24 protein-coding genes and 4 tRNA genes are annotated in these 25,254 nt (G+C 58.5%); all 28 read left to right on the forward strand.

Going from position 1 to position 25,254, the window contains the following annotated elements; all coding sequences use genetic code 11:
• Positions 1-330 precede the first annotated feature (330 nt).
• The 28 genes from birA (at position 331) to rpsC (ending at position 25,242) form a co-directional block, all read left to right on the forward strand.
• Positions 331-1,296 (forward strand): bifunctional biotin--[acetyl-CoA-carboxylase] ligase/biotin operon repressor BirA, encoded by a 966-nt coding sequence (gene birA, locus GV002_RS02715; protein ID WP_160016967.1) that lies wholly within the window; start codon positions 331-333, stop codon positions 1,294-1,296.
• Positions 1,286-2,035: a pantothenate kinase gene (locus GV002_RS02720; protein WP_160016968.1), complete on the forward strand. Its 750-nt coding sequence runs from the start codon at positions 1,286-1,288 to the stop codon at positions 2,033-2,035. Before birA ends, GV002_RS02720 begins: the two co-directional genes overlap by 11 nt.
• Positions 2,036-2,042: 7 nt before the next feature.
• Entirely contained in the window at positions 2,043-2,729 is a 687-nt protein-coding gene (locus GV002_RS02725) for an SPOR domain-containing protein (protein ID WP_160016969.1), read from the forward strand.
• A 141-nt stretch (positions 2,730-2,870) separates the two neighbouring features.
• A tRNA-Tyr gene (locus GV002_RS02730) sits at positions 2,871-2,955 on the forward strand.
• A 24-nt stretch (positions 2,956-2,979) separates the two neighbouring features.
• Positions 2,980-3,053, forward strand: a tRNA-Gly gene (locus tag GV002_RS02735).
• A gap of 26 nt (positions 3,054-3,079) precedes the next feature.
• A tRNA-Thr gene (locus GV002_RS02740) sits at positions 3,080-3,155 on the forward strand.
• Between the two features lie 84 nt (positions 3,156-3,239).
• Complete coding sequence (tuf, locus tag GV002_RS02745; RefSeq protein WP_084331690.1) at positions 3,240-4,433, forward strand: elongation factor Tu; 1,194 nt, start codon at positions 3,240-3,242, stop codon at positions 4,431-4,433.
• Between the two features lie 53 nt (positions 4,434-4,486).
• Positions 4,487-4,562: transfer RNA gene (locus GV002_RS02750), tRNA-Trp, on the forward strand.
• A 42-nt stretch (positions 4,563-4,604) separates the two neighbouring features.
• On the forward strand, positions 4,605-4,973 hold the full coding sequence (secE, locus tag GV002_RS02755) for a preprotein translocase subunit SecE (protein WP_160016970.1): 369 nt from the start codon (positions 4,605-4,607) through the stop codon (positions 4,971-4,973).
• 9 nt (positions 4,974-4,982) lie between these two features.
• On the forward strand, positions 4,983-5,516 hold the full coding sequence (nusG, locus tag GV002_RS02760) for a transcription termination/antitermination protein NusG (protein WP_004373446.1): 534 nt from the start codon (positions 4,983-4,985) through the stop codon (positions 5,514-5,516).
• Between the two features lie 119 nt (positions 5,517-5,635).
• On the forward strand, positions 5,636-6,067 hold the full coding sequence (gene rplK, locus GV002_RS02765) for a 50S ribosomal protein L11 (protein WP_021488823.1): 432 nt from the start codon (positions 5,636-5,638) through the stop codon (positions 6,065-6,067).
• The gene (rplA, locus tag GV002_RS02770) at positions 6,067-6,762 is read left to right on the forward strand and encodes a 50S ribosomal protein L1 (protein WP_017675626.1); all 696 of its coding nucleotides are present in this window, start codon (positions 6,067-6,069) and stop codon (positions 6,760-6,762) included. Before rplK ends, rplA begins: the two co-directional genes overlap by 1 nt.
• Before the next feature lie 211 nt (positions 6,763-6,973).
• Positions 6,974-7,474, forward strand: coding sequence for a 50S ribosomal protein L10 (gene rplJ / locus GV002_RS02775; RefSeq protein WP_037001815.1), 501 nt, complete (start codon positions 6,974-6,976; stop codon positions 7,472-7,474).
• An 80-nt stretch (positions 7,475-7,554) separates the two neighbouring features.
• Complete coding sequence (rplL, locus tag GV002_RS02780) at positions 7,555-7,923, forward strand: 50S ribosomal protein L7/L12 (protein WP_037001817.1); 369 nt, start codon at positions 7,555-7,557, stop codon at positions 7,921-7,923.
• A gap of 220 nt (positions 7,924-8,143) precedes the next feature.
• The gene (gene rpoB / locus GV002_RS02785) at positions 8,144-12,217 is read left to right on the forward strand and encodes a DNA-directed RNA polymerase subunit beta (RefSeq protein ID WP_160016971.1); all 4,074 of its coding nucleotides are present in this window, start codon (positions 8,144-8,146) and stop codon (positions 12,215-12,217) included.
• Between the two features lie 63 nt (positions 12,218-12,280).
• Positions 12,281-16,480 (forward strand): DNA-directed RNA polymerase subunit beta', encoded by a 4,200-nt coding sequence (rpoC, locus tag GV002_RS02790; protein ID WP_160016972.1) that lies wholly within the window; start codon positions 12,281-12,283, stop codon positions 16,478-16,480.
• 146 nt (positions 16,481-16,626) lie between these two features.
• A complete protein-coding gene (rpsL, locus tag GV002_RS02795) occupies positions 16,627-16,998 on the forward strand; it encodes a 30S ribosomal protein S12 (RefSeq protein WP_003463319.1) in 372 nt (123 codons plus the stop codon).
• A 103-nt stretch (positions 16,999-17,101) separates the two neighbouring features.
• Entirely contained in the window at positions 17,102-17,572 is a 471-nt protein-coding gene (rpsG, locus tag GV002_RS02800; RefSeq protein WP_003246741.1) for a 30S ribosomal protein S7, read from the forward strand.
• A gap of 30 nt (positions 17,573-17,602) precedes the next feature.
• Positions 17,603-19,750, forward strand: a complete 2,148-nt coding sequence (gene fusA, locus GV002_RS02805) for an elongation factor G (protein WP_160016973.1) — start codon at positions 17,603-17,605, stop codon at positions 19,748-19,750.
• Positions 19,751-19,780: 30 nt separating this feature from the next.
• Entirely contained in the window at positions 19,781-20,974 is a 1,194-nt protein-coding gene (gene tuf / locus GV002_RS02810) for an elongation factor Tu (RefSeq protein ID WP_084331690.1), read from the forward strand.
• A 155-nt stretch (positions 20,975-21,129) separates the two neighbouring features.
• Positions 21,130-21,441 (forward strand): 30S ribosomal protein S10, encoded by a 312-nt coding sequence (rpsJ, locus tag GV002_RS02815; RefSeq protein WP_003186070.1) that lies wholly within the window; start codon positions 21,130-21,132, stop codon positions 21,439-21,441.
• 83 nt (positions 21,442-21,524) lie between these two features.
• Positions 21,525-22,154 (forward strand): 50S ribosomal protein L3, encoded by a 630-nt coding sequence (gene rplC, locus GV002_RS02820; RefSeq protein ID WP_017675621.1) that lies wholly within the window; start codon positions 21,525-21,527, stop codon positions 22,152-22,154.
• Between the two features lie 14 nt (positions 22,155-22,168).
• Positions 22,169-22,771, forward strand: coding sequence for a 50S ribosomal protein L4 (rplD, locus tag GV002_RS02825; RefSeq protein WP_036999711.1), 603 nt, complete (start codon positions 22,169-22,171; stop codon positions 22,769-22,771).
• The gene (gene rplW, locus GV002_RS02830) at positions 22,768-23,067 is read left to right on the forward strand and encodes a 50S ribosomal protein L23 (RefSeq protein WP_003463306.1); all 300 of its coding nucleotides are present in this window, start codon (positions 22,768-22,770) and stop codon (positions 23,065-23,067) included. Before rplD ends, rplW begins: the two co-directional genes overlap by 4 nt.
• Before the next feature lie 14 nt (positions 23,068-23,081).
• On the forward strand, positions 23,082-23,906 hold the full coding sequence (gene rplB, locus GV002_RS02835) for a 50S ribosomal protein L2 (RefSeq protein ID WP_017675619.1): 825 nt from the start codon (positions 23,082-23,084) through the stop codon (positions 23,904-23,906).
• 16 nt (positions 23,907-23,922) lie between these two features.
• Positions 23,923-24,198 (forward strand): 30S ribosomal protein S19, encoded by a 276-nt coding sequence (gene rpsS / locus GV002_RS02840; RefSeq protein WP_017675618.1) that lies wholly within the window; start codon positions 23,923-23,925, stop codon positions 24,196-24,198.
• Positions 24,199-24,209: 11 nt separating this feature from the next.
• Positions 24,210-24,542 (forward strand): 50S ribosomal protein L22, encoded by a 333-nt coding sequence (rplV, locus tag GV002_RS02845; protein WP_003103908.1) that lies wholly within the window; start codon positions 24,210-24,212, stop codon positions 24,540-24,542.
• Between the two features lie 13 nt (positions 24,543-24,555).
• The gene (gene rpsC / locus GV002_RS02850; RefSeq protein ID WP_017675617.1) at positions 24,556-25,242 is read left to right on the forward strand and encodes a 30S ribosomal protein S3; all 687 of its coding nucleotides are present in this window, start codon (positions 24,556-24,558) and stop codon (positions 25,240-25,242) included.
• Positions 25,243-25,254: the final 12 nt, after the last annotated feature.

The following is a 25,254-nucleotide window of genomic DNA, read 5'->3' on the forward strand; positions in this document are numbered from 1 at the left end:
AAACCCCAGATCGCCAACGCGGTCTGGGGTTTCTTCTTTGTGCGCCGGAAAACAACGCTTCGCGTAGGGTGCGCTACGCGCACCACCAATGACGCCGACATGCCGGTGCGCACGGCGCACCCTACGGGGCTGGCGGCGCTTTATCGGAATCAATAAAAGGCCGCCTTGAAGGTGGTCTTGTCGCTGTTGGTTTTGGTTGCTGGCTCTCTCGGGTGGATCTTGCTCTGTGGTAGTTATCTTTCCTCTATGCGCTTTCTTCTGCTCCCCGTTTTCTATGCAAGCTGAAGCCTCGTCGTTATCATGCCAGCCTTGTTCTTAGCGGGGCCTGGCATGCTGGAATTGTTGAAACTTCTACAGGACGGTCGATTCCATTCCGGTGAAGCCCTGGGGGCGAAGCTTGGGATAAGTCGCAGCGCCATCTGGAAGCAACTGCAAGGCCTGGAGGCCGAACTGGGGATCGAGGTGTTCAAGGTTCCAGGTCGAGGCTATCGGCTGTCTTCGCCCATAAGCTTGCTCGATGCAGAGAAAATATCCCGTGGTGCTGATGACTTGGAGTGGCCAGTCACAGTCGAGCCCAGTGTGGACTCCTCGAATGCCGAGATATTCCGCCGCCTCGATGCTGGAGCGCGTGCGCCTTTCGTTCTGCTTGCTGAGCGCCAGACTGCTGGGCGTGGTCGGCGGGGGCGCGTTTGGGCCAGTCCTTTTGCCGAGAACCTTTATTGCAGTATCGCTCTGCGTGTAGACGGTGGCATGAGTCAGGTGGAAGCCTTGAGTCTGACTGTGGGGCTTGCTGTCGCTAAGGCCCTGCAATCCTGTGGCATCGACGGCGCGCGCCTCAAATGGCCGAATGATGTTTTGGTCGATGGTCGCAAGATATCCGGGATTCTCCTGGAGCTGGCCGGGGATCCGGCAGATGTCTGTCATGTTGTGATTGGAATTGGTATCAACGTCAATATGGCGGTCGATGCGCCCGCTGTTATCGACCAGCCCTGGACCTCAGTGCGTCAGTGCCTTGGGCGGATGCTCGACCGTAATGAGTTGGCCGCCGAGTTGTTGCTGCAGCTTCGAGATTGCCTTTCCATTCATTGGCAGCGCGGGTTTGCCGGTTTGCGCGCGGAGTGGGAAGCGTTGCATGCATGGCGCGGACGCCCTGTGGCGTTGATGGCAGGAAATAATGCGACTCTGGGTGTCGTGCTTGGGGTTGATGAGCGAGGCGCTATCAGGCTGAGCGTAGATGGCGTCGATCGCTCCTTCAGTGGGGGCGAGTTGAGCCTGAGGTTGCAACATGATTCTTGAGCTCGACTGCGGTAATAGCTTTATCAAGTGGCGGGTGATCTCCGTGGATGGAGCGCAGCGCCTTCTTGCTGGCGTGGTCGACTCCGATGCCGCGCTCTTCGACTCGTTGGCTGCTGCGCCTGGGTTGCGGGTAAGTCGCTGTCGCCTGGTCAGTGTGCGTAGCGATGCCGAGACTGAACAGTTGGTTGCGCGCCTGCGTGAGTCCCTGGGTGTGGATGCGGTCTGTGCTCAATCTGCCAGTCAGGTCGGGGTGGTGCATAACGGTTACGAAGACTTCCGGCGTCTTGGTCTGGATCGTTGGCTGGCTGTGCTGGGTGCCTATCATCTAGGACAGCGCGCTTGCCTGGTGGTGGATCTTGGAACGGCGGTAACCGCAGACTTCATATCGGCCGATGGTATGCACCAGGGTGGTTTTATCTGTCCTGGGTTGCCGTTGATGCGTGATCAGTTGAGTACGCACACTCGGCGTATTCGCTACGACCGTCAGGTGGCGCTTGCTGCTCTGCAGGAACTTGAGCCAGGGCGCTCCACTGCCGAGGCTGTCGAGCGCGGTTGCGTATTGATGTTGCGCGGTTTTGTTGCCGAGCAGTTGCTGCAGGCGCAGGCTCGTTTTCCCGAGGGCTTCGAGGTCTTTCTGACTGGAGGCGATGCGGGCCTGGTGCGAGATGTGGTCCCGGGAGCGCAGGTTGTTCCTGATCTGGTATTTGTCGGACTGGCTATCGCCTGTCCCTTGAGCTGAGGCGAGCATGCGCTGGATTCTGCTATTGCTCCTGCTGCTTAACGCCTTCTATTACGTCTGGCATCAGCAGCAGGCCCCCTTGCGTGCCAAAGAGGTGGCTCCGGCAGGTGCTTATCAGGCGGCGCGTAAAGATATCCGGTTATTGAGTGAGGCCGATGCGCCACGCTCGCGTGCGGATTCGCCGGCGCCGGCTGATGCGGCTGCTCCAGAGGCGGCTGTTTGCCTTTATCTCGGGAGTTTCGAGGAGGAGGCGAGGGCTAGGGTCGTGGAGCAGCGTCTACTGAGCTTGGACATACAGGCTGAAGTGCGCGGTGTCGATGCGGCGGCAGGTGTCGAGTATTGGGTTTATCTGCCGCCTCTGGCTTCCCGGCAGGCCTCGCTGAGGCAGTTGCGTGAACTGCAGGCTCGGCGCATCGATAGCTACATCATCACTCAGGGCGATCTGGCGAATGGCATATCGCTCGGCATATTCCCTCGCAGTGACTCAGCCGATAGCGTCATGCAGCGTTTGCGTGACGTGGGTTACGAGCCGCAGATTCGCGAGCTCTCGCGTGCGCATCGCAGTTTCTGGGTGCGTGTGGCTCCAGAAAGTCGGCGTTTGGCTGACGAATTTTTGCTTGGGCGGCTCGCAGGTGACTTCGAAGGTTTGCAGCATCAATTAATGCCTTGTGAAGGCGTTGCATTGCTCCAGTAGTTTGCATAGAATGGCGCCCGCTTCGCAGGGTGGTCAAAGTTGGTTCCCGACGAAGATGTTGTCAAAGTAGCTAACCTCAAGATTTTAATGAGAAAAAGCTTGACAGCAGGGTGGCAGATCTAGAAAATGCCGCCTCACTTTGGAGGGGTTCCCGAGCGGCCAAAGGGATCAGACTGTAAATCTGACGTCATCGACTTCGAAGGTTCGAATCCTTCCCCCTCCACCAGATTCAGCGTGAGCTGCAAGCTCCGCGGGTATAGTTCAGTGGTAGAACCTCAGCCTTCCAAGCTGATGATGCGGGTTCGATTCCCGCTACCCGCTCCAGTTTGTGGTTGGCGCAACAGAGTTTGGCTCATGTAGCTCAGCTGGTAGAGCACACCCTTGGTAAGGGTGAGGTCAGCGGTTCAAATCCGCTCATGAGCTCCATCTAATGAAGGCAGATATGAAAGTATCTGCCTTTGTTTTAATGGCGGCATGGCTTGCTCAATTCTTCGCTAGGAGACGGTCAAGATGGCTAAAGAGAAATTCGAACGTAACAAACCGCACGTCAACGTCGGCACCATCGGTCACGTTGACCACGGTAAAACCACTCTGACCGCTGCTCTGACCCGCGTCTGCTCCGAAGTTTTCGGTTCGGCCAAGGTTGACTTCGACAAGATCGATAGCGCTCCGGAGGAGAAGGCTCGTGGTATCACCATCAACACTGCACACGTGGAGTACGATTCGTCCGTACGTCACTACGCGCACGTTGACTGCCCGGGTCACGCCGACTACGTGAAGAACATGATCACCGGTGCTGCCCAGATGGACGGCGCGATCCTGGTCTGCTCGGCTGCCGACGGCCCGATGCCGCAAACTCGTGAGCACATCCTGCTGTCCCGTCAGGTTGGCGTACCGTACATCGTTGTCTTCCTGAACAAGGCTGACATGGTTGACGACGCTGAGCTGCTGGAGCTGGTCGAGATGGAGGTTCGCGACCTGCTGAGCACCTACGATTTCCCGGGTGACGACACTCCGATCATCATCGGCTCCGCGCTGATGGCTCTGAACGGCCAGGACGACAACGGCATGGGTACCACTGCGGTGAAAACCCTGGTGGAAACTCTGGATACCTACATCCCTGAGCCGGTTCGTGCCATCGACCGTCCGTTCCTGATGCCGATCGAAGACGTATTCTCGATCTCCGGCCGCGGTACTGTGGTTACCGGTCGTGTAGAGCGCGGTATCGTCCGTATCCAGGAAGAAATCGAAATCGTTGGTCTGCGTCCGACCACCAAGACCACCTGCACCGGCGTTGAGATGTTCCGCAAGCTGCTGGACGAAGGTCGTGCTGGTGAGAACTGCGGCGTGCTGCTGCGCGGCACCAAGCGTGATGAAGTCGAGCGTGGTCAGGTTCTGGCCAAGCCGGGCACCATCAAGCCGCACACCAAGTTCGAAGCTGAAGTGTACGTTCTGTCCAAGGAAGAAGGTGGTCGTCACACCCCGTTCTTCAAGGGCTATCGTCCTCAGTTCTACTTCCGTACTACTGACGTGACCGGTTCGTGCGAACTGCCGGAAGGCGTTGAGATGGTAATGCCGGGCGACAACATCAAAATGGTCGTCACCCTGATCAAGCCGATCGCCATGGAAGATGGCCTGCGTTTCGCGATTCGCGAAGGCGGCCGTACCGTTGGTGCTGGCGTGGTTGCCAAGATCGTCGAGTAATCGGTTGATCTGTTCCTCTCAGGCCGGCATAATGGTCGGCCTGATTTTGTTTTAGGTCAGTAGCTCAATTGGCAGAGCGGCGGTCTCCAAAACCGCAGGTTGGGGGTTCGATTCCCTCCTGACCTGCCATTTTCTAACGAATCTGGCGTGTCTTTCACAGGATCCTCTCGAATGAATGTTAAGGCTGAAGCCAAAGACTCTCGCTTTGATCTGGTCAAGTGGCTGGTTGTCGCTGCCCTGGTTGTTGTGGGTGTTGTGGGTAATCAGTACTTCTCTGCTGAGCCGGTTCTGTATCGTGTTCTGGGTTTGGTTGCGTTGGGTGCTGGTGCTGCTTTCGTGGCATTTCAGACTGCTCGTGGTCAGGCGTTCGCGGTACTGCTGAAAGAGGCGCGCGTCGAGATTCGTAAAGTCGTTTGGCCGACCCGTCAGGAAACCATGCAGACCACTTTGATCGTGGTTGCAGTGGTCCTGGTGATGGCGCTGCTGTTGTGGGGTCTCGATTCCCTGCTCGGTTGGCTTGTTTCCCTGATTGTTGGTTAAGGGTGTCTCGTGGCTAAGCGTTGGTACGTCGTGCATGCTTACTCGGGTTACGAGAAGCATGTGATGCGCTCGCTCATCGAGCGCGTGAAACTGGCTGGTATGGAAGATGACTTTGGCGAGATTCTCGTTCCCACCGAAGAGGTGGTCGAGATGCGCAATGGTCAGAAGCGCAAGAGTGAGCGCAAGTTCTTCCCTGGCTATGTTTTGGTGCAGATGGAAATGAACGAGGCGACTTGGCACTTGATCAAGGATACGCCGCGCGTCATGGGTTTCATTGGTGGTACGGCCGACAAGCCGGCGCCGATCACCGAGAAAGAAGCAGAAGCCATTCTGCGTCGTGTCGCCGATAGCGGTGACAAGCCCAAGCCGAAGACTCTGTTCGAGCCGGGCGAGATGGTGCGAGTTGTCGATGGCCCGTTCGCCGATTTCGGCGGCGTGGTCGAAGAAGTGAATTACGAAAAGAGCCGCATCCAGGTTGCTGTGACCATCTTCGGTCGCTCCACCCCGGTCGAGCTGGAGTTCAGTCAGGTCGAGAAGGCATAACTGACATAAGCATCCCTCACCCCGCAGCCTTAGGCTGCGGGGTTTTGTCGTCACTGGGATAAATGCGTAAGTAACCTCGGGGAGCCGTCAGGCGTTCGAACCCGAAATTGGAGTAGCTAATGGCTAAGAAGATTCAGGCTTATATCAAGCTGCAGGTTAAAGCCGGTCAGGCAAACCCGTCGCCACCCGTCGGTCCCGCTCTGGGTCAGCACGGCGTGAACATCATGGAATTCTGCAAGGCGTTCAACGCCAAGACTCAGGGCATGGAACCTGGTCTGCCGACTCCTGTGATCATCACCGTTTACAGCGACCGCAGCTTTACCTTTGAAACCAAGAGCACCCCGGCATCGGTACTGCTGAAGAAGGCTGCAGGCCTGTCCAGCGGTTCCGCTCGTCCGAACACCGTTAAAGTAGGCACCGTTACCCGTGCTCAGCTGGAAGAGATCGCCAAGACCAAGCAGGCTGATCTGACTGCCGCTGACCTGGATGCGGCCGTGCGCACCATCGCCGGCTCCGCTCGTAGCATGGGCCTGAACGTGGAGGGTGTGTAATGGCTAAGTTGACCAAGCGCCAAAAGGCCATCGCGGCCAAGGTTGAAGCCGGCAAGGCCTACACCTTCGAAGAAGCTGCCGGCCTGCTGGCCGAGCTGTCTGCCGTCAAGTTCACCGAGTCCTTCGACGTCGCTGTGAACCTGGGCGTAGATCCGCGTAAATCCGACCAGGTCGTACGTGGCGCCACCGTTCTGCCGAACGGCACTGGCAAGACCGTACGCGTTGCCGTGTTCACCCAGGGTCCGGGCGCTGAAGCTGCTCTGGCTGCCGGTGCCGACAAGGTTGGTATGGACGATCTGGCTGCCGAAATGAAGGCAGGCGATCTGAACTACGACGTGGTCATCGCTTCCCCGGACGCCATGCGCGTCGTTGGCCAGCTGGGCCAGGTACTGGGCCCGCGCGGTCTGATGCCGAACCCGAAAGTCGGCACCGTTACTCCGGACGTCGCTACCGCTGTCAAGAACGCCAAGGCTGGTCAGGTGCGTTTCCGTACCGACAAGAACGGCATCATCCACACCTCCGTTGGCAAGGTCGGCTTCGAAGCCGCTGCGCTGAAGCAGAACGTGGAAGCCCTGCTGTCCGACCTGAAGCGTCTGAAGCCGTCGACCTCGAAAGGCATCTACGTCAAGCGCGTGACCCTGAGCACCACCATGGGTCCGGGTCTGATCATCGATCAGGCTTCGCTCGACGCGTAAGTGATTGGGCCGGTAGCCGTGAGCTGCCGGCTTTGAAAAATTGGGGTCCCTGCCTGGCGGGGGCTATCCAAGACCGTAGGTGACTCGCGTTTTAAATGTCAGGTTCGCCTGATGGCCTACGCAGATGGTGCTCCCGATTCGTTACCGAATCAGACACCAAAACGCCGCCGAACTCCGGTTCGGCGATACGGTAAAAACCAGGAGTAAACCCGTGGCAATTAAACTCGAAGACAAGAAGGCCATCGTCGCTGAAGTCAACGAGGCTGCCAAAGCCGGTCTGTCCGCTGTCGTGGCTGATGCCCGTGGCGTGACTGTCGGCGCAATGACCGGACTCCGTAAAGAGGCCCGCGAAGCTGGTGTGTACGTGAAAGTCGTGCGTAACACCCTGCTCAAGCGCGCCGTTGAAGGCACTCAGTTCGACGTGCTCAACGACGTGTTCAAAGGCCCGACCCTGATCGCATTCTCCAACGAACACCCGGGCGCTGCTGCTCGTCTGTTCAAGGATTTTGCCAAGGGTCAGGACAAGTTCGAGATCAAGGCAGCTGCGTTCGAGGGCAAGTACCTCGCAGCAAACCAGATCGACGTACTGGCAAGTCTGCCGACCCGCGACGAGGGCATCGCCCAGCTGATGAGCGTTATTCAAGGCGCCACCAGCAAACTCGCTCGCACTCTGGCAGCCATTCGCGACCAGAAAGAAGCTGCTGCTGCCTGAGGCGGCGTGAGCTCTTTCGAAATCAAACGTTTAATTTGATGGTCGCGTAGGCCGTCACCCCAATACAGGAATTGATAGTCATGTCTCTGACTAACGAGCAAATCATCGAAGCAATCGGCCAGAAATCCGTTATGGAAATCGTTGAGCTGATCAAGGCGATGGAAGAAACCTTCGGCGTTACCGCTGCTGCTGCTGCCGCTGCAGGCCCGGCTGGTCCGGCTGCTGTTGTTGAAGAGCAAACCGAGTTCAACGTTGTTCTGGTTGAAGCCGGCGAGAAGAAAGTCAACGTGATCAAGGCAGTTCGCGAGCTGACCGGTCTGGGCCTGAAAGAAGCCAAGGAGAAGGTTGACACCGCTCCTCAGGTCGTCGCTGAAGGCGTTTCGAAAGAAGCTGCTGAAGACGCCAAGAAGAAGCTGGAAGAAGCTGGCGCTAAAGTCGAAGTCAAGTAATTTCGACTTTGCGTCTCCAGCCCAAGCGTTGAGCGAAAGGCTGATGGCTGGTGGCTTTTGCCACCGGCCTTTTTCCGTTCTAGGTTGGCTGTTCAACAGCCGACCTGGAGCCGAAAAGATCCCGCCCGAGAGGCGGTCGCAAACCGAGGGTTTGCACGATTTTCTGGTCACCGCCGCCGGCGCTGGCCAAACAAGCAGGTGACCAAGCTGGGGAACGCTGATGGCTTACTCATACACTGAGAAAAAACGTATCCGCAAGGACTTTAGCAAGTTGCCGGATGTCATGGATGTGCCTTACCTCCTGGCTATCCAGCTGGATTCGTACCGCGAATTCCTGCAGCAAGGGGTGAGCAAGGAACAATTCCGCGACATCGGCCTGCATGCGGCCTTCAAATCGGTATTCCCGATCATCAGCTACTCCGGCAATGCCGCTCTGGAGTACGTCGGCTATCGCCTGGGCGAGCCGGCGTTCGACGTCAAGGAGTGCGTCCTGCGTGGCGTGACCTTCGCCGTGCCGCTGCGCGTGAAAGTGCGCCTGATCATTTTCGACAAGGAATCGTCGAACAAAGCGATCAAGGACATCAAAGAGCAAGAAGTGTACATGGGCGAGATTCCGCTCATGACCGAGAACGGTACCTTCGTCATCAACGGTACCGAGCGCGTCATCGTGTCCCAGCTGCACCGTTCGCCGGGTGTGTTCTTCGACCACGACCGTGGCAAGACCCACAGCTCGGGCAAGCTGCTGTACTCCGCTCGCATCATCCCTTACCGCGGCTCCTGGCTGGACTTCGAGTTCGATCCGAAGGACGCGGTATTCGTGCGTATCGACCGTCGCCGCAAACTGCCGGCTTCCGTCCTGCTGCGCGCACTGGGTTACAGCACTGAAGAAGTGCTGGATGCCTTCTATGACACCAACGTCTACCACGTGAAGGGCGAGAGCCTGAACCTGGAGCTGGTTCCACAGCGTCTGCGCGGCGAAATCGCCGTCCTCGACATCAAGGACGGCAGTGGCAAGGTGATCGTGGAGCAGGGCCGTCGTATCACGGCTCGCCACATCAACCAGCTGGACAAGGCTGGTATCAAGGAGCTGGAAGTTCCGCTCGACTACGTCATTGGCCGTACCACTGCCAAGGCGATCGTGCACCCGGCTACCGGCGAGATCATCGCCGAGTGCAACACCGAGCTGACCGCCGACCTGCTGGTCAAGATGTCCAAGGCTCAAGTGGTTCGCTTCGAGACCCTGTACACCAACGACATCGATTGTGGTCCGTTCATCAGCGACACGCTGAAGATCGACAGCACTACCAATCAGTTGGAAGCGCTGGTCGAGATCTACCGCATGATGCGTCCCGGCGAGCCGCCAACCAAGGATGCTGCCGAGACCCTGTTCAACAACCTGTTCTTCAGCGCCGAGCGTTACGACCTGTCTGCCGTTGGCCGCATGAAGTTCAACCGTCGTATCGGTCGTACCGAGATCGAAGGTTCGGGCGTGCTGAGCAAGGAAGATATCGTTGCTGTACTGAAGACCCTGGTCGACATCCGTAACGGCAAGGGCATCGTCGACGACATCGACCACCTGGGTAACCGTCGCGTACGTTGCGTCGGCGAGATGGCCGAGAACCAGTTCCGCGTTGGCCTGGTGCGTGTAGAGCGCGCGGTCAAGGAACGTCTGTCGATGGCCGAAAGCGAAGGCCTGATGCCGCAAGACCTGATCAACGCCAAGCCGGTTGCGGCGGCGGTGAAGGAGTTCTTCGGTTCCAGCCAGCTCTCGCAGTTCATGGACCAGAACAACCCGCTGTCCGAGATCACCCACAAGCGCCGCGTTTCCGCGCTCGGCCCAGGTGGTCTGACCCGTGAGCGCGCAGGCTTCGAAGTCCGCGACGTACACCCGACTCACTATGGTCGTGTGTGCCCGATCGAAACGCCGGAAGGTCCGAACATCGGTCTGATCAACTCGCTGGCTGCCTACGCCCGCACCAACCAGTACGGCTTCCTGGAGAGCCCGTACCGCGTGGTCAAGGAAGGCAAGGTCACCGACGAGATCGTATTCCTGTCCGCCATCGAAGAGGCCGACCACGTTATCGCCCAGGCGTCTGCGACCCTGAACGACAAGGGTCAGCTGATCGACGAACTGGTAGCCGTACGTCACCTCAACGAATTCACCGTCAAGGCGCCGGAAGACGTGACCCTGATGGACGTGTCGCCGAAGCAGGTCGTTTCCGTCGCTGCCTCGCTGATTCCGTTCCTCGAGCACGACGACGCCAACCGCGCACTCATGGGTTCGAACATGCAGCGTCAGGCTGTACCGACCCTGCGTGCCGACAAGCCGCTGGTAGGTACCGGCATGGAGCGCAACGTCGCCCGTGACTCCGGCGTCTGCGTCGTGGCCCGTCGTGGTGGTGTGATCGACTCCGTCGACGCCAGCCGTATCGTGGTTCGCGTCAACGACGACGAAGTCGAAACTGGCGAAGCCGGTGTCGACATCTACAACCTGACCAAATACACCCGCTCCAACCAGAACACCTGCATCAACCAGCGTCCGCTGGTGAGCAAAGGTGACAAGGTTGCGCGTAGCGACATCATGGCTGACGGCCCGTCCACCGACATGGGTGAACTGGCGCTGGGTCAGAACATGCGTGTTGCGTTCATGCCGTGGAACGGCTTCAACTTCGAAGACTCCATCTGCCTGTCCGAGCGCGTGGTCCAGGAAGACCGCTTCACCACCATCCACATTCAGGAACTGACCTGTGTGGCGCGTGACACCAAGCTCGGCCCAGAGGAAATCTCCTCTGACATCCCGAACGTGGGTGAAGCAGCTCTGAACAAGCTGGACGAAGCCGGTATCGTCTACGTCGGCGCCGAAGTCGGCCCAGGTGACATCCTGGTCGGTAAGGTCACCCCGAAAGGCGAGACTCAGCTGACGCCGGAAGAGAAGCTGCTGCGTGCGATCTTCGGTGAGAAGGCGTCTGACGTTAAGGACACCTCCCTGCGTGTGCCGACTGGCACCAAGGGTACCGTCATCGACGTTCAGGTCTTCACCCGTGACGGCGTGGAGCGCGATTCGCGCGCCCTGTCCATCGAGAAGATGCAGCTGGACGAGATCCGCAAGGACCTGAACGAAGAGTTCCGCATCGTCGAAGGCGCGACCTTCGAGCGTCTGCGTTCCGCTCTGGTTGGCGCTATCGCCGAAGGCGGCGCTGGTCTGAAGAAAGGCACCGCGATCACCGACGAGTTCCTCGACGGTCTCGAGCGTGGCCAGTGGTTCAAACTGCGCATGGCCGACGACGCCCTGAACGAGCAGCTGGAGAAGGCTCAGGCCTACATCTCCGACCGCCGTCAGATGCTCGACGACAAGTTCGAAGACAAGAAGCGCAAGCTGCAGCAGGGCGATGACCTGGCTCCGGGCGTACTGAAGATCGTCAAGGTCTACCTGGCCATCCGCCGTCGCATCCAGCCGGGTGACAAGATGGCCGGTCGTCACGGTAACAAGGGTGTTGTCTCGGTGATCATGCCGGTTGAAGACATGCCGCACGACGCCAACGGTACTCCGGTCGACATCGTACTGAACCCGCTGGGCGTTCCGTCGCGTATGAACGTCGGTCAGATTCTCGAAACCCACCTGGGCCTCGCGGCCAAGGGCCTGGGTGAGAAGATCAACCGCATGCTCGAAGAGCAGCGCAAGATCGCCGAACTGCGCAAGTTCCTCGCTGAGATCTACAACGAGATCGGTGGCCGTCAGGAAAACCTCGACGAGTTCTCCGATACCGAGATTCTCGAGTTGGCGAAGAACCTCAAAGGCGGTGTACCGATGGCGACTGCCGTGTTCGACGGCGCCAAGGAAACCGAGATCAAGGCCATGCTGAAGCTGGCTGATCTGCCGGAGAGCGGCCAGATGCGCCTGTTCGATGGTCGTACCGGTAACCAGTTCGAGCGTCCGACCACCGTCGGCTACATGTACATGCTCAAACTGAACCACCTGGTGGACGACAAGATGCACGCCCGTTCCACTGGTTCCTACAGCCTGGTTACCCAGCAGCCGCTGGGTGGTAAGGCGCAGTTCGGTGGTCAGCGTTTCGGGGAGATGGAGGTCTGGGCACTGGAAGCCTATGGCGCCGCCTACACCCTGCAGGAAATGCTGACCGTGAAGTCGGACGACGTGAACGGCCGTACCAAGATGTACAAGAACATCGTGGATGGCGATCACCGTATGGAGCCGGGCATGCCCGAGTCCTTCAACGTACTGATCAAAGAGATCCGTTCGCTCGGTATCGATATCGATCTGGAAACCGAATAACACGACGTGAATCGGCAGCGGGGCTAATCCAGCTCGCTGCCCGCTCCGCCAGGAGGAAAGGCCTTGAAAGACCTACTGAATTTGCTGAAAAACCAGGGTCAGATCGAAGAGTTCGACGCCATCCGTATCGGATTGGCCTCGCCTGAGATGATCCGTTCGTGGTCGTTCGGTGAAGTTAAAAAGCCGGAAACCATCAACTACCGTACCTTCAAACCAGAGCGCGATGGCCTGTTCTGCGCCAAGATCTTTGGCCCGGTCAAGGACTACGAGTGCCTGTGCGGCAAGTACAAGCGCCTCAAGCACCGCGGTGTGATCTGCGAGAAGTGCGGCGTTGAAGTGGCCCTGGCCAAGGTTCGTCGTGAGCGCATGGCGCACATCGAACTGGCCTCGCCGGTCGCCCACATCTGGTTCCTGAAATCGCTGCCGTCCCGTATCGGCCTGCTGATGGACATGACCCTGCGCGATATCGAGCGCGTGCTCTATTTCGAGAGCTACGTCGTGATCGATCCGGGCATGACCACCCTCGAGAAGGGCCAGCTGCTGAACGACGAGCAGTACTTCGAAGCCCTCGAAGAGTTCGGTGACGACTTCGACGCGCGTATGGGCGCCGAAGCCGTGCGCGAGCTGCTGCACGCTATCGACCTGGATCACGAGATCGGCCGCCTGCGTGAAGAGATTCCGCAGACCAACTCCGAGACCAAGATCAAGAAGCTGTCCAAGCGCCTGAAGCTGATGGAAGCCTTCAAGGACTCCGGCAACCTGCCTGAGTGGATGGTGCTGACCGTTCTGCCGGTTCTGCCGCCGGATCTGCGTCCGCTGGTACCGCTGGACGGCGGCCGCTTCGCGACTTCCGATCTGAACGATCTGTATCGCCGCGTGATCAACCGTAACAACCGTCTCAAGCGCCTGCTCGACCTGTCGGCGCCGGACATCATCGTGCGCAACGAAAAGCGCATGCTGCAGGAAGCCGTCGACGCTCTGCTCGACAACGGCCGTCGCGGTCGCGCCATCACTGGCTCGAACAAGCGTCCGCTGAAGTCGCTGGCCGACATGATCAAGGGTAAGCAAGGTCGCTTCCGTCAGAACCTGCTCGGTAAGCGCGTGGACTACTCCGGTCGTTCGGTTATTACCGTCGGCCCGACCCTGCGTCTGCACCAGTGCGGTCTGCCGAAGAAGATGGCCCTCGAGCTGTTCAAGCCGTTCATTTTCGGCAAGCTGGAAATGCGTGGTCTGGCGACCACCATCAAGGCTGCCAAGAAGATGGTCGAGCGCGAGCTGCCGGAAGTGTGGGACGTTCTCGCTGAAGTGATTCGTGAACACCCCGTACTGCTCAACCGTGCGCCGACCCTGCACCGTCTGGGCATCCAGGCGTTCGAGCCGGTACTGATCGAAGGTAAGGCTATCCAGCTGCACCCGCTGGTCTGTGCCGCGTACAACGCCGACTTCGACGGTGACCAGATGGCCGTTCACGTGCCGCTGACGCTGGAAGCCCAGCTCGAAGCGCGTGCGCTGATGATGTCGACCAACAACATCCTGTCGCCTGCCAACGGTGAGCCAATCATCGTGCCGTCGCAGGACGTTGTACTGGGTCTGTACTACATGACCCGTGAAGCCGTGAACGCCAAAGGCGAAGGTCGTGTATTCGCCGACCTGCAGGAAGTCGACCGCGTATTCCGCGCCGGCGAAGCCTCCCTGCACGCCCGTGTGAAAGTGCGTATCAACGAGGTCATCAAAGACCGCGACGGCAGCATCACCAAGAACACCCGCATCGTCGACACCACTGTCGGCCGCGCGCTGCTGTTCCAGATCGTACCGGCCGGCCTGTCTTACGACGTGGTCAACCAGTCGATGAAGAAGAAGGCGATCTCCAAGCTGATCAACCAGTGCTACCGCACCGTTGGTCTGAAGGACACCGTCATCTTCGCCGACCAGCTGATGTACACCGGTTTCGCTTACTCGACCATCTCCGGTGTGTCGATTGGCGTGAACGACTTCGTCATCCCGGACGAGAAGGCGCGCATCATCGACGCCGCCACCGAGGAAGTGAAGGAAATCGAATCGCAGTACGCCTCCGGCCTGGTTACCCAGGGCGAGAAGTACAACAAGGTGATCGACCTCTGGTCGAAGGCCAACGATGAAGTGTCCAAGGCGATGATGTCCAACCTCTCGAAAGAGCCGGTTGTCGATCGCGAAGGCAAGACCGTCGAGCAGGAGTCTTTCAACTCCATGTACATGATGGCGGACTCCGGTGCGCGTGGTAGCGCCGCCCAGATCCGTCAGCTGGCTGGTATGCGTGGCCTGATGGCCAAGCCGGACGGCTCCATCATCGAAACGCCGATCACCGCGAACTTCCGCGAAGGTCTGTCGGTTCTGCAATACTTCATCTCCACCCACGGTGCTCGTAAAGGTCTGGCGGATACCGCACTGAAGACCGCGAACTCCGGTTACCTGACTCGTCGTCTGGTCGACGTGGCGCAGGATCTGGTGGTGACCGAGATCGATTGTGGCACCGAGCACGGTCTGCTGATGACGCCGCACATCGAAGGCGGTGACGTCGTCGAGCCGCTGGGTGAGCGCGTACTGGGTCGAGTGATCGCCAAGGACGTGTTCAAGCCAGGCACCGAGGACGTCATCGTCCCGGCCGGTACCCTGATCGACGAGCAGTGGGTCGAGTTCATCGAGCTGAACAGCGTCGACGAAGTGGTCGTGCGTTCGCCGATCACCTGCGAAACCCGCTTCGGCATCTGCGCCAAGTGCTACGGTCGCGATCTGGCCCGTGGTCATCAGGTCAACATCGGTGAGGCGGTCGGCGTTATCGCTGCCCAGTCCATCGGTGAGCCGGGTACCCAGCTGACCATGCGTACCTTCCACATCGGTGGTGCTGCAAGCCGTACTTCGGCTGCCGACAGCGTCCAGGTGAAGAACGGTGGTGCGATCCGCCTGCACAACCTCAAGCACGTCGAGCGCGTGGACGGCAACCTGGTAGCGGTTTCCCGCTCCGGCGAGCTGGCCGTGGCTGACGAGTTCGGTCGCGAGCGCGAGCGCTACAAGCTGCCGTACGGTGCCGTGATTTCTGTCAAGGAAGGCGACAAGGTCGACGCTGGCGCCATCGTCGCCAAGTGGGACCCGCACACCCACCCGATCGTGACCGAAATGAAGGGTACCGTGACCTTCGTCGGCATGGAGGAGGGCATCACCATCAAGCGTCAGACCGACGAACTGACCGGTCTGACCAACATCGAGGTTCTCGATCCGAAGGATCGTCCGGCTGCTGGCAAGGACATTCGTCCGGCCATCAAGATGGTCGATGCCAACGGCAAGGAGCTGCTGCTGCCGGGTACCGACGTTCCCGCTCAGTACTTCCTGCCAGCCAACGCCCTGGTCGGTGTGGCTGACGGTGCGCAGATCGCGGTCGGTGACGTTATCGCCCGTATCCCGCAAGAGACCTCGAAGACCCGCGACATCACCGGTGGTCTGCCGCGCGTTGCCGACCTGTTCGAAGCGCGTCGTCCGAAGGAAGCTTCGATCCTGGCGGAAATCAGCGGCACCATCTCGTTCGGTAAAGAGACCAAGGGCAAGCGCCGTCTGGTCATCACTCCGACCGATGGCAGCGATCCGTACGAGGAGCTGATTCCGAAGTGGCGTCACCTGAACGTCTTCGAAGGCGAACAAGTGAATCGCGGCGAAGTCATCTCCGACGGTCCGAGCGACCCGCACGACATCCTGCGCCTGCTGGGTGTGAGCGCGCTGGCCAAGTACATCGTCAACGAGATCCAGGACGTTTACCGTCTGCAGGGCGTGAAGATCAACGACAAGCACATCGAGACCATCCTGCGTCAGATGCTGCGTAAGGTTGAAGTCAGCGAGTCCGGCGATTCGTCCTTCATCAAGGGCGATCAGATGGAGCTCACCCAGGTTCTGGGCGAGAACGAGCGTCTGGCCGAAGAGGACAAGTTCGTCGCCAAGTACACCCGCGTACTGCTGGGTATCACCAAGGCGTCGCTGTCCACCGAGTCGTTCATCTCGGCAGCGTCCTTCCAGGAAACCACTCGCGTCCTCACCGAGGCGGCGGTTACTGGCAAGCGCGACTACCTGCGTGGTCTGAAAGAGAACGTGGTCGTGGGTCGTCTGATCCCGGCCGGTACCGGTCTGGCCTATCACAGCGAGCGCAAGCGCAAGCGTGATGCCGACAAGCCGGTACGTGTCAGCGCCAGTGAAGTGGAAGCCGCACTGACCGAAGCGCTGAACTCCAGCGGAAATTGAGTCAAAGCCCCGCTGGTTCGCTAGCGGGGCTTTGCCTTGACTGGGGGTGTGAGTCTCTTTAGACTCATGCACCCCTAAATTTGGCAGGGCGCTGTGCTCTGCCATCTTTATTTGTGAGCGTCGAAAGACAACAGTGGAGCTAGTAGATGGCAACTATCAACCAGCTGGTACGTCAGCCGCGTAAGCGTATCGTCGAGAAATCCGACGTGCCTGCGCTGCAGAACTGCCCGCAGCGTCGTGGCGTGTGCACTCGCGTGTACACCACCACGCCGAAAAAACCTAACTCGGCACTGCGTAAAGTATGCCGCGTGCGTCTGACCAACGGTTTCGAGGTTTCCTCGTACATCGGTGGTGAAGGCCACAACCTGCAAGAGCACAGCGTCGTGCTGATCCGTGGCGGTCGTGTAAAAGACCTTCCGGGTGTGCGCTACCACACCGTGCGTGGTTCGCTGGATACCTCCGGCGTCAAAGACCGTAAGCAGGGTCGTTCCAAGTACGGTACCAAGCGTCCGAAATAAGGCCGCTTGAATCTTTATATTTAGTTGAGTCGATAAGAGTAAGGTCGGGCGCGGCTTTTGCCGAAAGTCCCGGGCTAACCTGAAGACCGTTTGAGGGCTTATCATGCCAAGACGTCGTGTAGCAGCAAAACGTGAGATTCTCGACGATCCGAAGTACGGATCGCAGATTCTCGCCAAGTTCATGAACCACGTGATGGAAAGCGGCAAGAAGGCCGTGGCCGAGCGCATCGTTTACGGTGCTCTGGACACAGTCAAAGCACGCAAGAACAGCGATCCCCTGGAGATCTTCGAGAAAGCTCTCGACGCCATCGCTCCGCTGGTCGAAGTCAAGTCCCGCCGTGTAGGCGGTGCTACCTACCAGGTTCCGGTCGAAGTTCGTCCGTCGCGTCGTAACGCTCTGGCAATGCGCTGGCTCGTAGACTACGCCCGCAAGCGCGGCGAGAAGTCCATGGCTCTGCGTTTGGCTGGTGAGCTGCTGGATGCTGCTGAAGGCAAAGGCGCTGCTGTCAAGAAGCGTGAAGACGTGCACCGTATGGCTGAGGCCAACAAGGCTTTCTCGCACTACCGCTTCTAATTCCGGCTCTACTAACCTTGCGAGGGCTTTATGGCTCGTAATACAGCAATTAACCGCTACCGTAATATTGGTATCTGTGCCCACGTTGACGCGGGCAAGACCACCACTACCGAGCGGATCCTGTTCTACACAGGTCTGAGCCACAAGATGGGCGAGGTGCATGATGGCGCCGCGACCACCGACTGGATGGTTCAGGAGCAGGAGCGTGGTATTACCATTACTTCTGCTGCTATCACCACCTTCTGGAAGGGTTCGGTTGGTCAGTACGACAACTACCGCGTAAACGTCATCGATACCCCCGGTCACGTTGACTTCACCATTGAAGTAGAGCGCTCGCTGCGCGTACTCGACGGTGCTGTCGTTGTGTTCTGCGGTACTTCGGGCGTTGAGCCGCAGTCCGAAACCGTATGGCGTCAGGCCAACAAGTACGGCGTTCCGCGTATCGTCTACGTGAACAAGATGGACCGTGCTGGTGCCAACTTCCTGCGCGTCGTTGGTCAGATCAAGAACCGTCTGGGTCACACTCCGGTACCGATTCAGATCGCCATCGGTGCAGAAGAGAACTTCGAAGGTCAGGTTGATCTGATCAAGATGAAGGCCATCTACTGGAACGACGACGACAAGGGTACTACCTATCGTGAGGAAGAGATTCCTGCCGAGCTGGTAGAGCTGGCCAACGAGTGGCGCTCGAACATGGTTGAGGCTGCTGCCGAAGCCAACGAAGAGCTGATGAACAAGTACCTTGAAGAAGGTGACCTGTCCGTCGAGGAGATCAAGGCTGGTCTGCGCGCTCGTACTCTGGCGAGCGAGATCGTGCCGGCTGTCTGCGGTTCTTCGTTCAAGAACAAGGGCGTTCCCCTGGTTCTCGATGCCGTCATCGACTTCCTGCCTGCTCCGACCGAGATTCCTGCGATCAAGGGTATTCACCCGGATCTGGCTGACAAGCCGAAAGAGGAAATCGCCGAGGCTGATTACGACGAGCGTCATGCTGACGACAACGAGCCGTTCTCGGCTCTGGCGTTCAAGATCGCTACCGACCCGTTCGTGGGTACCTTGACCTTCGTTCGCGTCTACTCGGGCGTTCTGGAGTCTGGCCAGTCGGTCATCAACTCCGTGAAAGGCAAGAAAGAGCGCGTTGGTCGTATGGTGCAGATGCACGCCAACCAGCGTGAAGAGATCAAAGAAGTACGCGCTGGCGACATCGCTGCTCTGATCGGCATGAAGGATGTCACCACGGGTGAAACCCTGTGCGATCCGGACAAGCAGATCATCCTCGAGCGCATGGACTTCCCGGAGCCGGTCATTTCGGTAGCTGTAGAGCCGAAAACCAAGGCTGACCAGGAGAAGATGGGTATCGCGCTGGGCAAGCTGGCTCAGGAAGACCCGTCGTTCCGCGTCAAGACTGACGAAGAAACCGGTCAGACCATCATCTCCGGTATGGGTGAGCTGCACCTGGACATCCTCGTTGACCGCATGAAGCGCGAATTCAACGTCGAGGCCAACATCGGCAAGCCGCAGGTTTCCTACCGTGAAACCATCACCAAGGACGCTGTCGAGATCGAAGGTAAGTTCGTTCGTCAGTCCGGTGGCCGCGGTCAGTTCGGTCACTGCTGGATTCGTTTCTCGACTCCAGACGTGGACGACAAGGGCAACATCACCGAAGGTCTGGTATTCACCAACGAAGTCGTAGGTGGTGTGGTTCCGAAGGAATACATCCCGGCGATCCAGAAGGGTATCGAAGAGCAGATGAAGAACGGCGTCGTTGCCGGCTATCCGCTGATCGGCCTGAAGGCTACCGTGTTCGATGGTTCCTACCACGACGTCGACTCCAACGAGATGGCGTTCAAGATCGCTGCCTCCATGGCGACCAAGCAGCTGGCCCAGAAGGGTGGCGGTAAGGTGCTTGAGCCGATCATGAAGGTAGAAGTGGTAACTCCTGAGGACTACATGGGTGACGTGATGGGTGACCTGAACCGTCGTCGTGGTCTGATCCAGGGTATGGAAGATTCGGTGTCCGGTAAGGTTATCCGTGCCGAAGTTCCGCTGGGCGAGATGTTTGGTTACGCTACCGACGTCCGTTCCATGTCCCAGGGTCGCGCTAGCTACTCCATGGAATTCTCCAAGTACGCAGAGGCTCCGGCGAACATCGTCGAAGCGCTGGTTAAAAAACAAGGCTAATCCCGCCCTTTAAGTAAGAGGTTTACTGTCGTGGCTAAGGAAAAATTCGAACGTAACAAACCGCACGTCAACGTCGGCACCATCGGTCACGTTGACCACGGTAAAACCACGCTGACCGCTGCTCTGACCCGCGTCTGCTCCGAAGTTTTCGGTTCGGCCAAGGTTGACTTCGACAAGATCGATAGCGCTCCGGAAGAGAAGGCTCGTGGTATCACCATCAACACTGCACACGTGGAGTACGATTCGTCCGTACGTCACTACGCGCACGTTGACTGCCCGGGTCACGCCGACTACGTGAAGAACATGATCACCGGTGCTGCCCAGATGGACGGCGCGATCCTGGTCTGCTCGGCTGCCGACGGCCCGATGCCGCAAACTCGTGAGCACATCCTGCTGTCCCGTCAGGTTGGCGTACCGTACATCGTTGTCTTCCTGAACAAGGCTGACATGGTTGACGACGCTGAGCTGCTGGAGCTGGTCGAGATGGAGGTTCGCGACCTGCTGAGCACCTACGATTTCCCGGGTGACGACACTCCGATCATCATCGGCTCCGCGCTGATGGCTCTGAACGGCCAGGACGACAACGGCATGGGTACCACTGCGGTGAAAACCCTGGTGGAAACTCTGGATACCTACATCCCTGAGCCGGTTCGTGCCATCGACCGTCCGTTCCTGATGCCGATCGAAGACGTATTCTCGATCTCCGGCCGCGGTACTGTGGTTACCGGTCGTGTAGAGCGCGGTATCGTCCGTATCCAGGAAGAAATCGAAATCGTTGGTCTGCGTCCGACCACCAAGACCACCTGCACCGGCGTTGAGATGTTCCGCAAGCTGCTGGACGAAGGTCGTGCTGGTGAGAACTGCGGCGTGCTGCTGCGCGGCACCAAGCGTGATGAAGTCGAGCGTGGTCAGGTTCTGGCCAAGCCGGGCACCATCAAGCCGCACACCAAGTTCGAAGCTGAAGTGTACGTTCTGTCCAAGGAAGAAGGTGGTCGTCACACCCCGTTCTTCAAGGGCTACCGTCCTCAGTTCTACTTCCGTACCACTGACGTGACCGGTTCGTGCGAACTGCCGGAAGGCGTTGAGATGGTAATGCCGGGCGACAACATCAAAATGGTTGTCACCCTGATCAAGCCGATCGCCATGGAAGATGGCCTGCGTTTCGCGATTCGCGAAGGCGGCCGTACCGTTGGTGCTGGCGTGGTTGCCAAGATCGTCGAGTAATCAACGATCTGCGGTATGGAAAAGGGCCCTTCGGGGCCCTTTTCTTTTGGATTGGTTAAAAGTTGACACCCCCAGGGGGCATCCGTACAATTGCGCCTCCCTCGAGCGGGCGTAGTCCGTCTGTGGGGATTAGCAGCTTGGAATCTGAGGTCAAAATGCAAAACCAACAAATCCGTATTCGGTTGAAGGCTTTTGACCATCGCCTGATCGATCAATCTACCCAGGAAATCGTGGAAACCGCGAAACGTACTGGTGCTCAGGTGCGTGGTCCGATTCCTCTGCCTACTCGTAAGGAGCGGTTTACCGTTCTGGTCTCCCCGCACGTCAACAAAGACGCGCGCGATCAGTACGAAATCCGCACTCATAAGCGTGTTCTGGACATCGTCCAGCCGACGGATAAAACCGTTGACGCGCTGATGAAGCTTGACCTTGCGGCAGGCGTGGAAGTGCAGATCAGCCTCGGCTAAAACCTGGCGGTTTTAGTCGTGTAACGCTCTGAAATGGGCGGCCATAGCGGGTGAAAGCCCCGTACACTCATGAGGTTTACAACATGACTATTGGTGTAGTCGGTCGTAAAGCGGGTATGACCCGTATTTTCACCGAAGAAGGTGTCTCCATTCCGGTTACGGTCATCGAGATCGAGCCGAATCGCGTCACCCAGTTTAAAACCGAAGAATCCGATGGCTATCGCGCAGTGCAAGTCACTGTTGGCGAGCGTCGTGCTTCGCGTGTCACAGCAGCTCAAGCTGGCCACTTCGCCAAGGCGAACGTCGCGGCGGGTCGGACTGTTCTGGAATTCCGTCTTGAAGAAGGCGACTACCAGGCTGGCGATCTGATCAACGCTGAAATTTTCCAAGCTGGTCAACTGGTCGATGTGACCGGTCAGTCCAAAGGTAAAGGCTTTGCCGGTACCATCAAGCGTTGGAACTTCCGCGGCCAGGACAACACTCACGGCAACTCCGTGTCCCACCGTGTTCCGGGTTCCATTGGCCAGTGCCAGACCCCGGGTCGCGTATTCAAGGGCAAGAAGATGTCCGGCCACATGGGTGCTGAGCGCGTTACCGTGCAGTCCCTGGAAGTCGTGCGCGTAGACGCCGAGCGTAATCTGTTGCTGGTCAAGGGTGCCGTTCCTGGCGCTACTGGCGGCGACGTTATCGTTCGTCCGGCTGCCAAGGCGTAAGGGGAGAATCTGAGATGCAATTGAATGTAAATGGCGCTCAGGCGATCGAAGTGTCCGAAGCGACCTTCGGTGGCGAGTTCAACGAGACTCTGGTTCACCAAGCAGTTGTGGCCTACATGGCTGGCGGCCGTCAGGGTACCAAAGGTCAGAAGTCCCGTTCCGACGTATCCGGTGGCGGTAAGCGCCCCTGGCGTCAGAAGGGCACTGGTCGTGCTCGTGCTGGTACCACTCGTGGTCCGATCTGGCGTGGCGGTGGTGTGACCTTCGCAGCGTCCACCCGCAACCATGATCAAAAGCTGAACAAGAAGATGTATCGCGCAGCTCTGCGCTCCATCCTTGCTGAGCTCGTTCGTACCGACCGTCTGGTCGTGGTCGAAGACTTCGCCGTTGATGCGCCGAAGACCAAGACCCTGCTGGCCAAACTCAATGGCCTGGGCCTGACCGACGTGCTGATCGTATCCGACGCTGTCGATGAGAACCTGTACCTGGCTGCCCGCAACCTGCCGCACGTTGATGTACGTGACGTCCAGGGTTCCGATCCGGTCAGCCTGATCGCGTACGAGAAGGTGCTGGTCACCGTTTCGGCCGTGAAGAAATTCGAGGAGCTGCTGGGATGAACCAGGAACGCGTATTCAAAGTGCTGCTTGGCCCGCACATCTCCGAGAAGGCCACGGTTCTGGCTGACAAGCAAGGTCAGTTCGTTTTCAAAGTCGCTACCGATGCGACCAAGCTGGAAATCAAGAAGGCTGTCGAAGGCCTGTTCGGCGTGAAGGTTGAGCGCGTTACTACTCAGAACGTTCTGGGTAAGAGCAAGCGCACCGCTCGCGGTCTGGGCAAGCGTAACGACTGGAAGAAGGCAGTTATCTCCCTTCAGCCGGGCCAAGAACTCGATTTCACCAGCAGTGCTGAGTAAGGAAGGGGTGCATCATGGCAATCGTTAAATGCAAGCCGACTTCCGCTGGCCGCCGTTTTGTGGTCAAGGTGGTCAATCAGGAGCTGCACAAAGGCGCTCCGTACGCTCCGCTGCTCGAGAAAAAGTCGAAGTCCGGTGGTCGTAACAACAATGGCCGTATTACCACCCGTCATATCGGTGGTGGTCACAAGCAGCATTACCGTCTGGTCGACTTCCGTCGCAACGACAAGGATGGCATTCCTGCCACCGTCGAGCGCGTGGAATACGACCCGAACCGTACTGCTCACATCGCTCTGCTGAAATACGCTGACGGCGAACGTCGCTACATCATCGCTCCGAAGGGCGTTTCTGCTGGCGACCAGCTGATTGCGGGCATCATGGCTCCGATCAAGCCGGGCAACAGCCTGCAGCTGCGCAACATTCCGGTAGGTTCGACCGTTCACGGTATCGAGCTGAAGCCGGGCAAGGGTGCTCAGATCGCTCGTTCTGCTGGTGCTTCCGCTCAGCTGATCGCTCGTGAAGGTGCCTATGTGACTCTGCGTCTGCGCTCCGGCGAAATGCGCAAAGTCCTGTCCGAGTGCCGTGCGACCCTGGGCGAAGTCTCGAACTCCGAGCACAGCCTGCGTTCGCTGGGTAAGGCCGGTGCCAAGCGCTGGCGCGGTGTTCGTCCGACCGTTCGTGGTGTTGCCATGAACCCGGTTGATCACCCGCACGGTGGTGGTGAGGGTCGTACCTCCGGTGGTCGTCATCCGGTGTCGCCATGGGGCTTCCCGACCAAGGGCGCGAAAACCCGTGCTAACAAGCGCACCGACAACATGATCGTCCGTCGTCGCAAGTAAATAGAGGGATACGACAGTGCCACGTTCTCTGAAAAAAGGTCCTTTTATCGATCTTCACCTACTGAAGAAGGTCGAAGCGGCGGTGGAAAAGAACGAACGCAAACCGGTTAAGACCTGGTCGCGTCGTTCCATGATCCTGCCGCAGATGGTCGGTCTGACCATCGCTGTGCATAACGGTCGTCAACATGTCCCAGTTCTCGTGAACGAAGACATGGTCGGCCACAAACTGGGCGAATTTGCCGGCACGCGTACCTATCGTGGTCACGTTGCCGACAAGAAAGGCAAGCGTTAAGGGGTTTGGAAATGGAAGTAGCCGCTAAGTTGTCGGGCGCTCGCATCTCCGCCCAGAAAGCTCGCCTGGTCGCCGACCAGATCCGCGGGAAGAAGGTGGGCGAAGCGCTCAACCTGCTGGCTTTCAGCAGCAAGAAAGCCGCCGAGATCATGAAGAAAGTGCTGGAGTCGGCCGTTGCCAACGCCGAGCACAACGAAGGCGCAGACGTTGATGACCTGAAGGTCAGCACCGTTTTCGTCAACGAAGGGCGTTCGCTTAAGCGCATCATGCCGCGTGCCAAAGGCCGTGCTGATCGCATCGTCAAGCGGTCTTGCCATATCACTGTCAAGGTTGCGGACAAGTAACGGAGTCGATCAGATGGGTCAGAAAGTACATCCCGTTGGCATCCGCCTGGGAATCGTCAAGGATCACACTTCGGTTTGGTATGCAGATGGTCGCACTTACGCCGACTACCTGAACGCCGACCTGAAGGTTCGTGCATACCTGCAAGACAAACTAAAAAGCGCGTCCGTTAGCCGTATCGACATCGCTCGCCCGGCTCAAACCGCACGCATCACCATCCACACCGCTCGTCCCGGCATCGTGATCGGCAAGAAAGGTGAAGATGTTGAGAAGCTGCGTCAGGACCTGACCAAGCAAATGGGTGTGCCGGTGCACATCAACATCGAAGAGATCCGCAAGCCGGAGCTCGACGGTATGCTGGTTGCACAGAGCGTAGCTCAGCAGCTGGAGCGTCGCGTAATGTTCCGTCGCGCCATGAAGCGCGCTGTACAGAACGCCATGCGTATTGGTGCCAAGGGCATCAAGATCCAGGTGAGTGGTCGTCTTGGTGGCGCTGAAATCGCCCGTACCGAGTGGTATCGCGAAGGTCGTGTGCCCCTGCACACCCTGCGTGCAGATATCGATTACGCCACCTACGAAGCGCACACCACTTACGGTGTGATCGGCGTCAAGGTTTGGATCTTCAAGGGTGAGGTCATTGGTGGCCGCACTGAAGAGCTGAAGCCGCAAGCGCCCGCTCCTCGTAAAGCTGCTAAGAAATAAGGAGTACGCATC

It is taken from the genome of Pseudomonas sp. 8O (genome assembly GCF_902506495.1).
Classification (GTDB): domain Bacteria; phylum Pseudomonadota; class Gammaproteobacteria; order Pseudomonadales; family Pseudomonadaceae; genus Aquipseudomonas; species Aquipseudomonas chaetocerotis.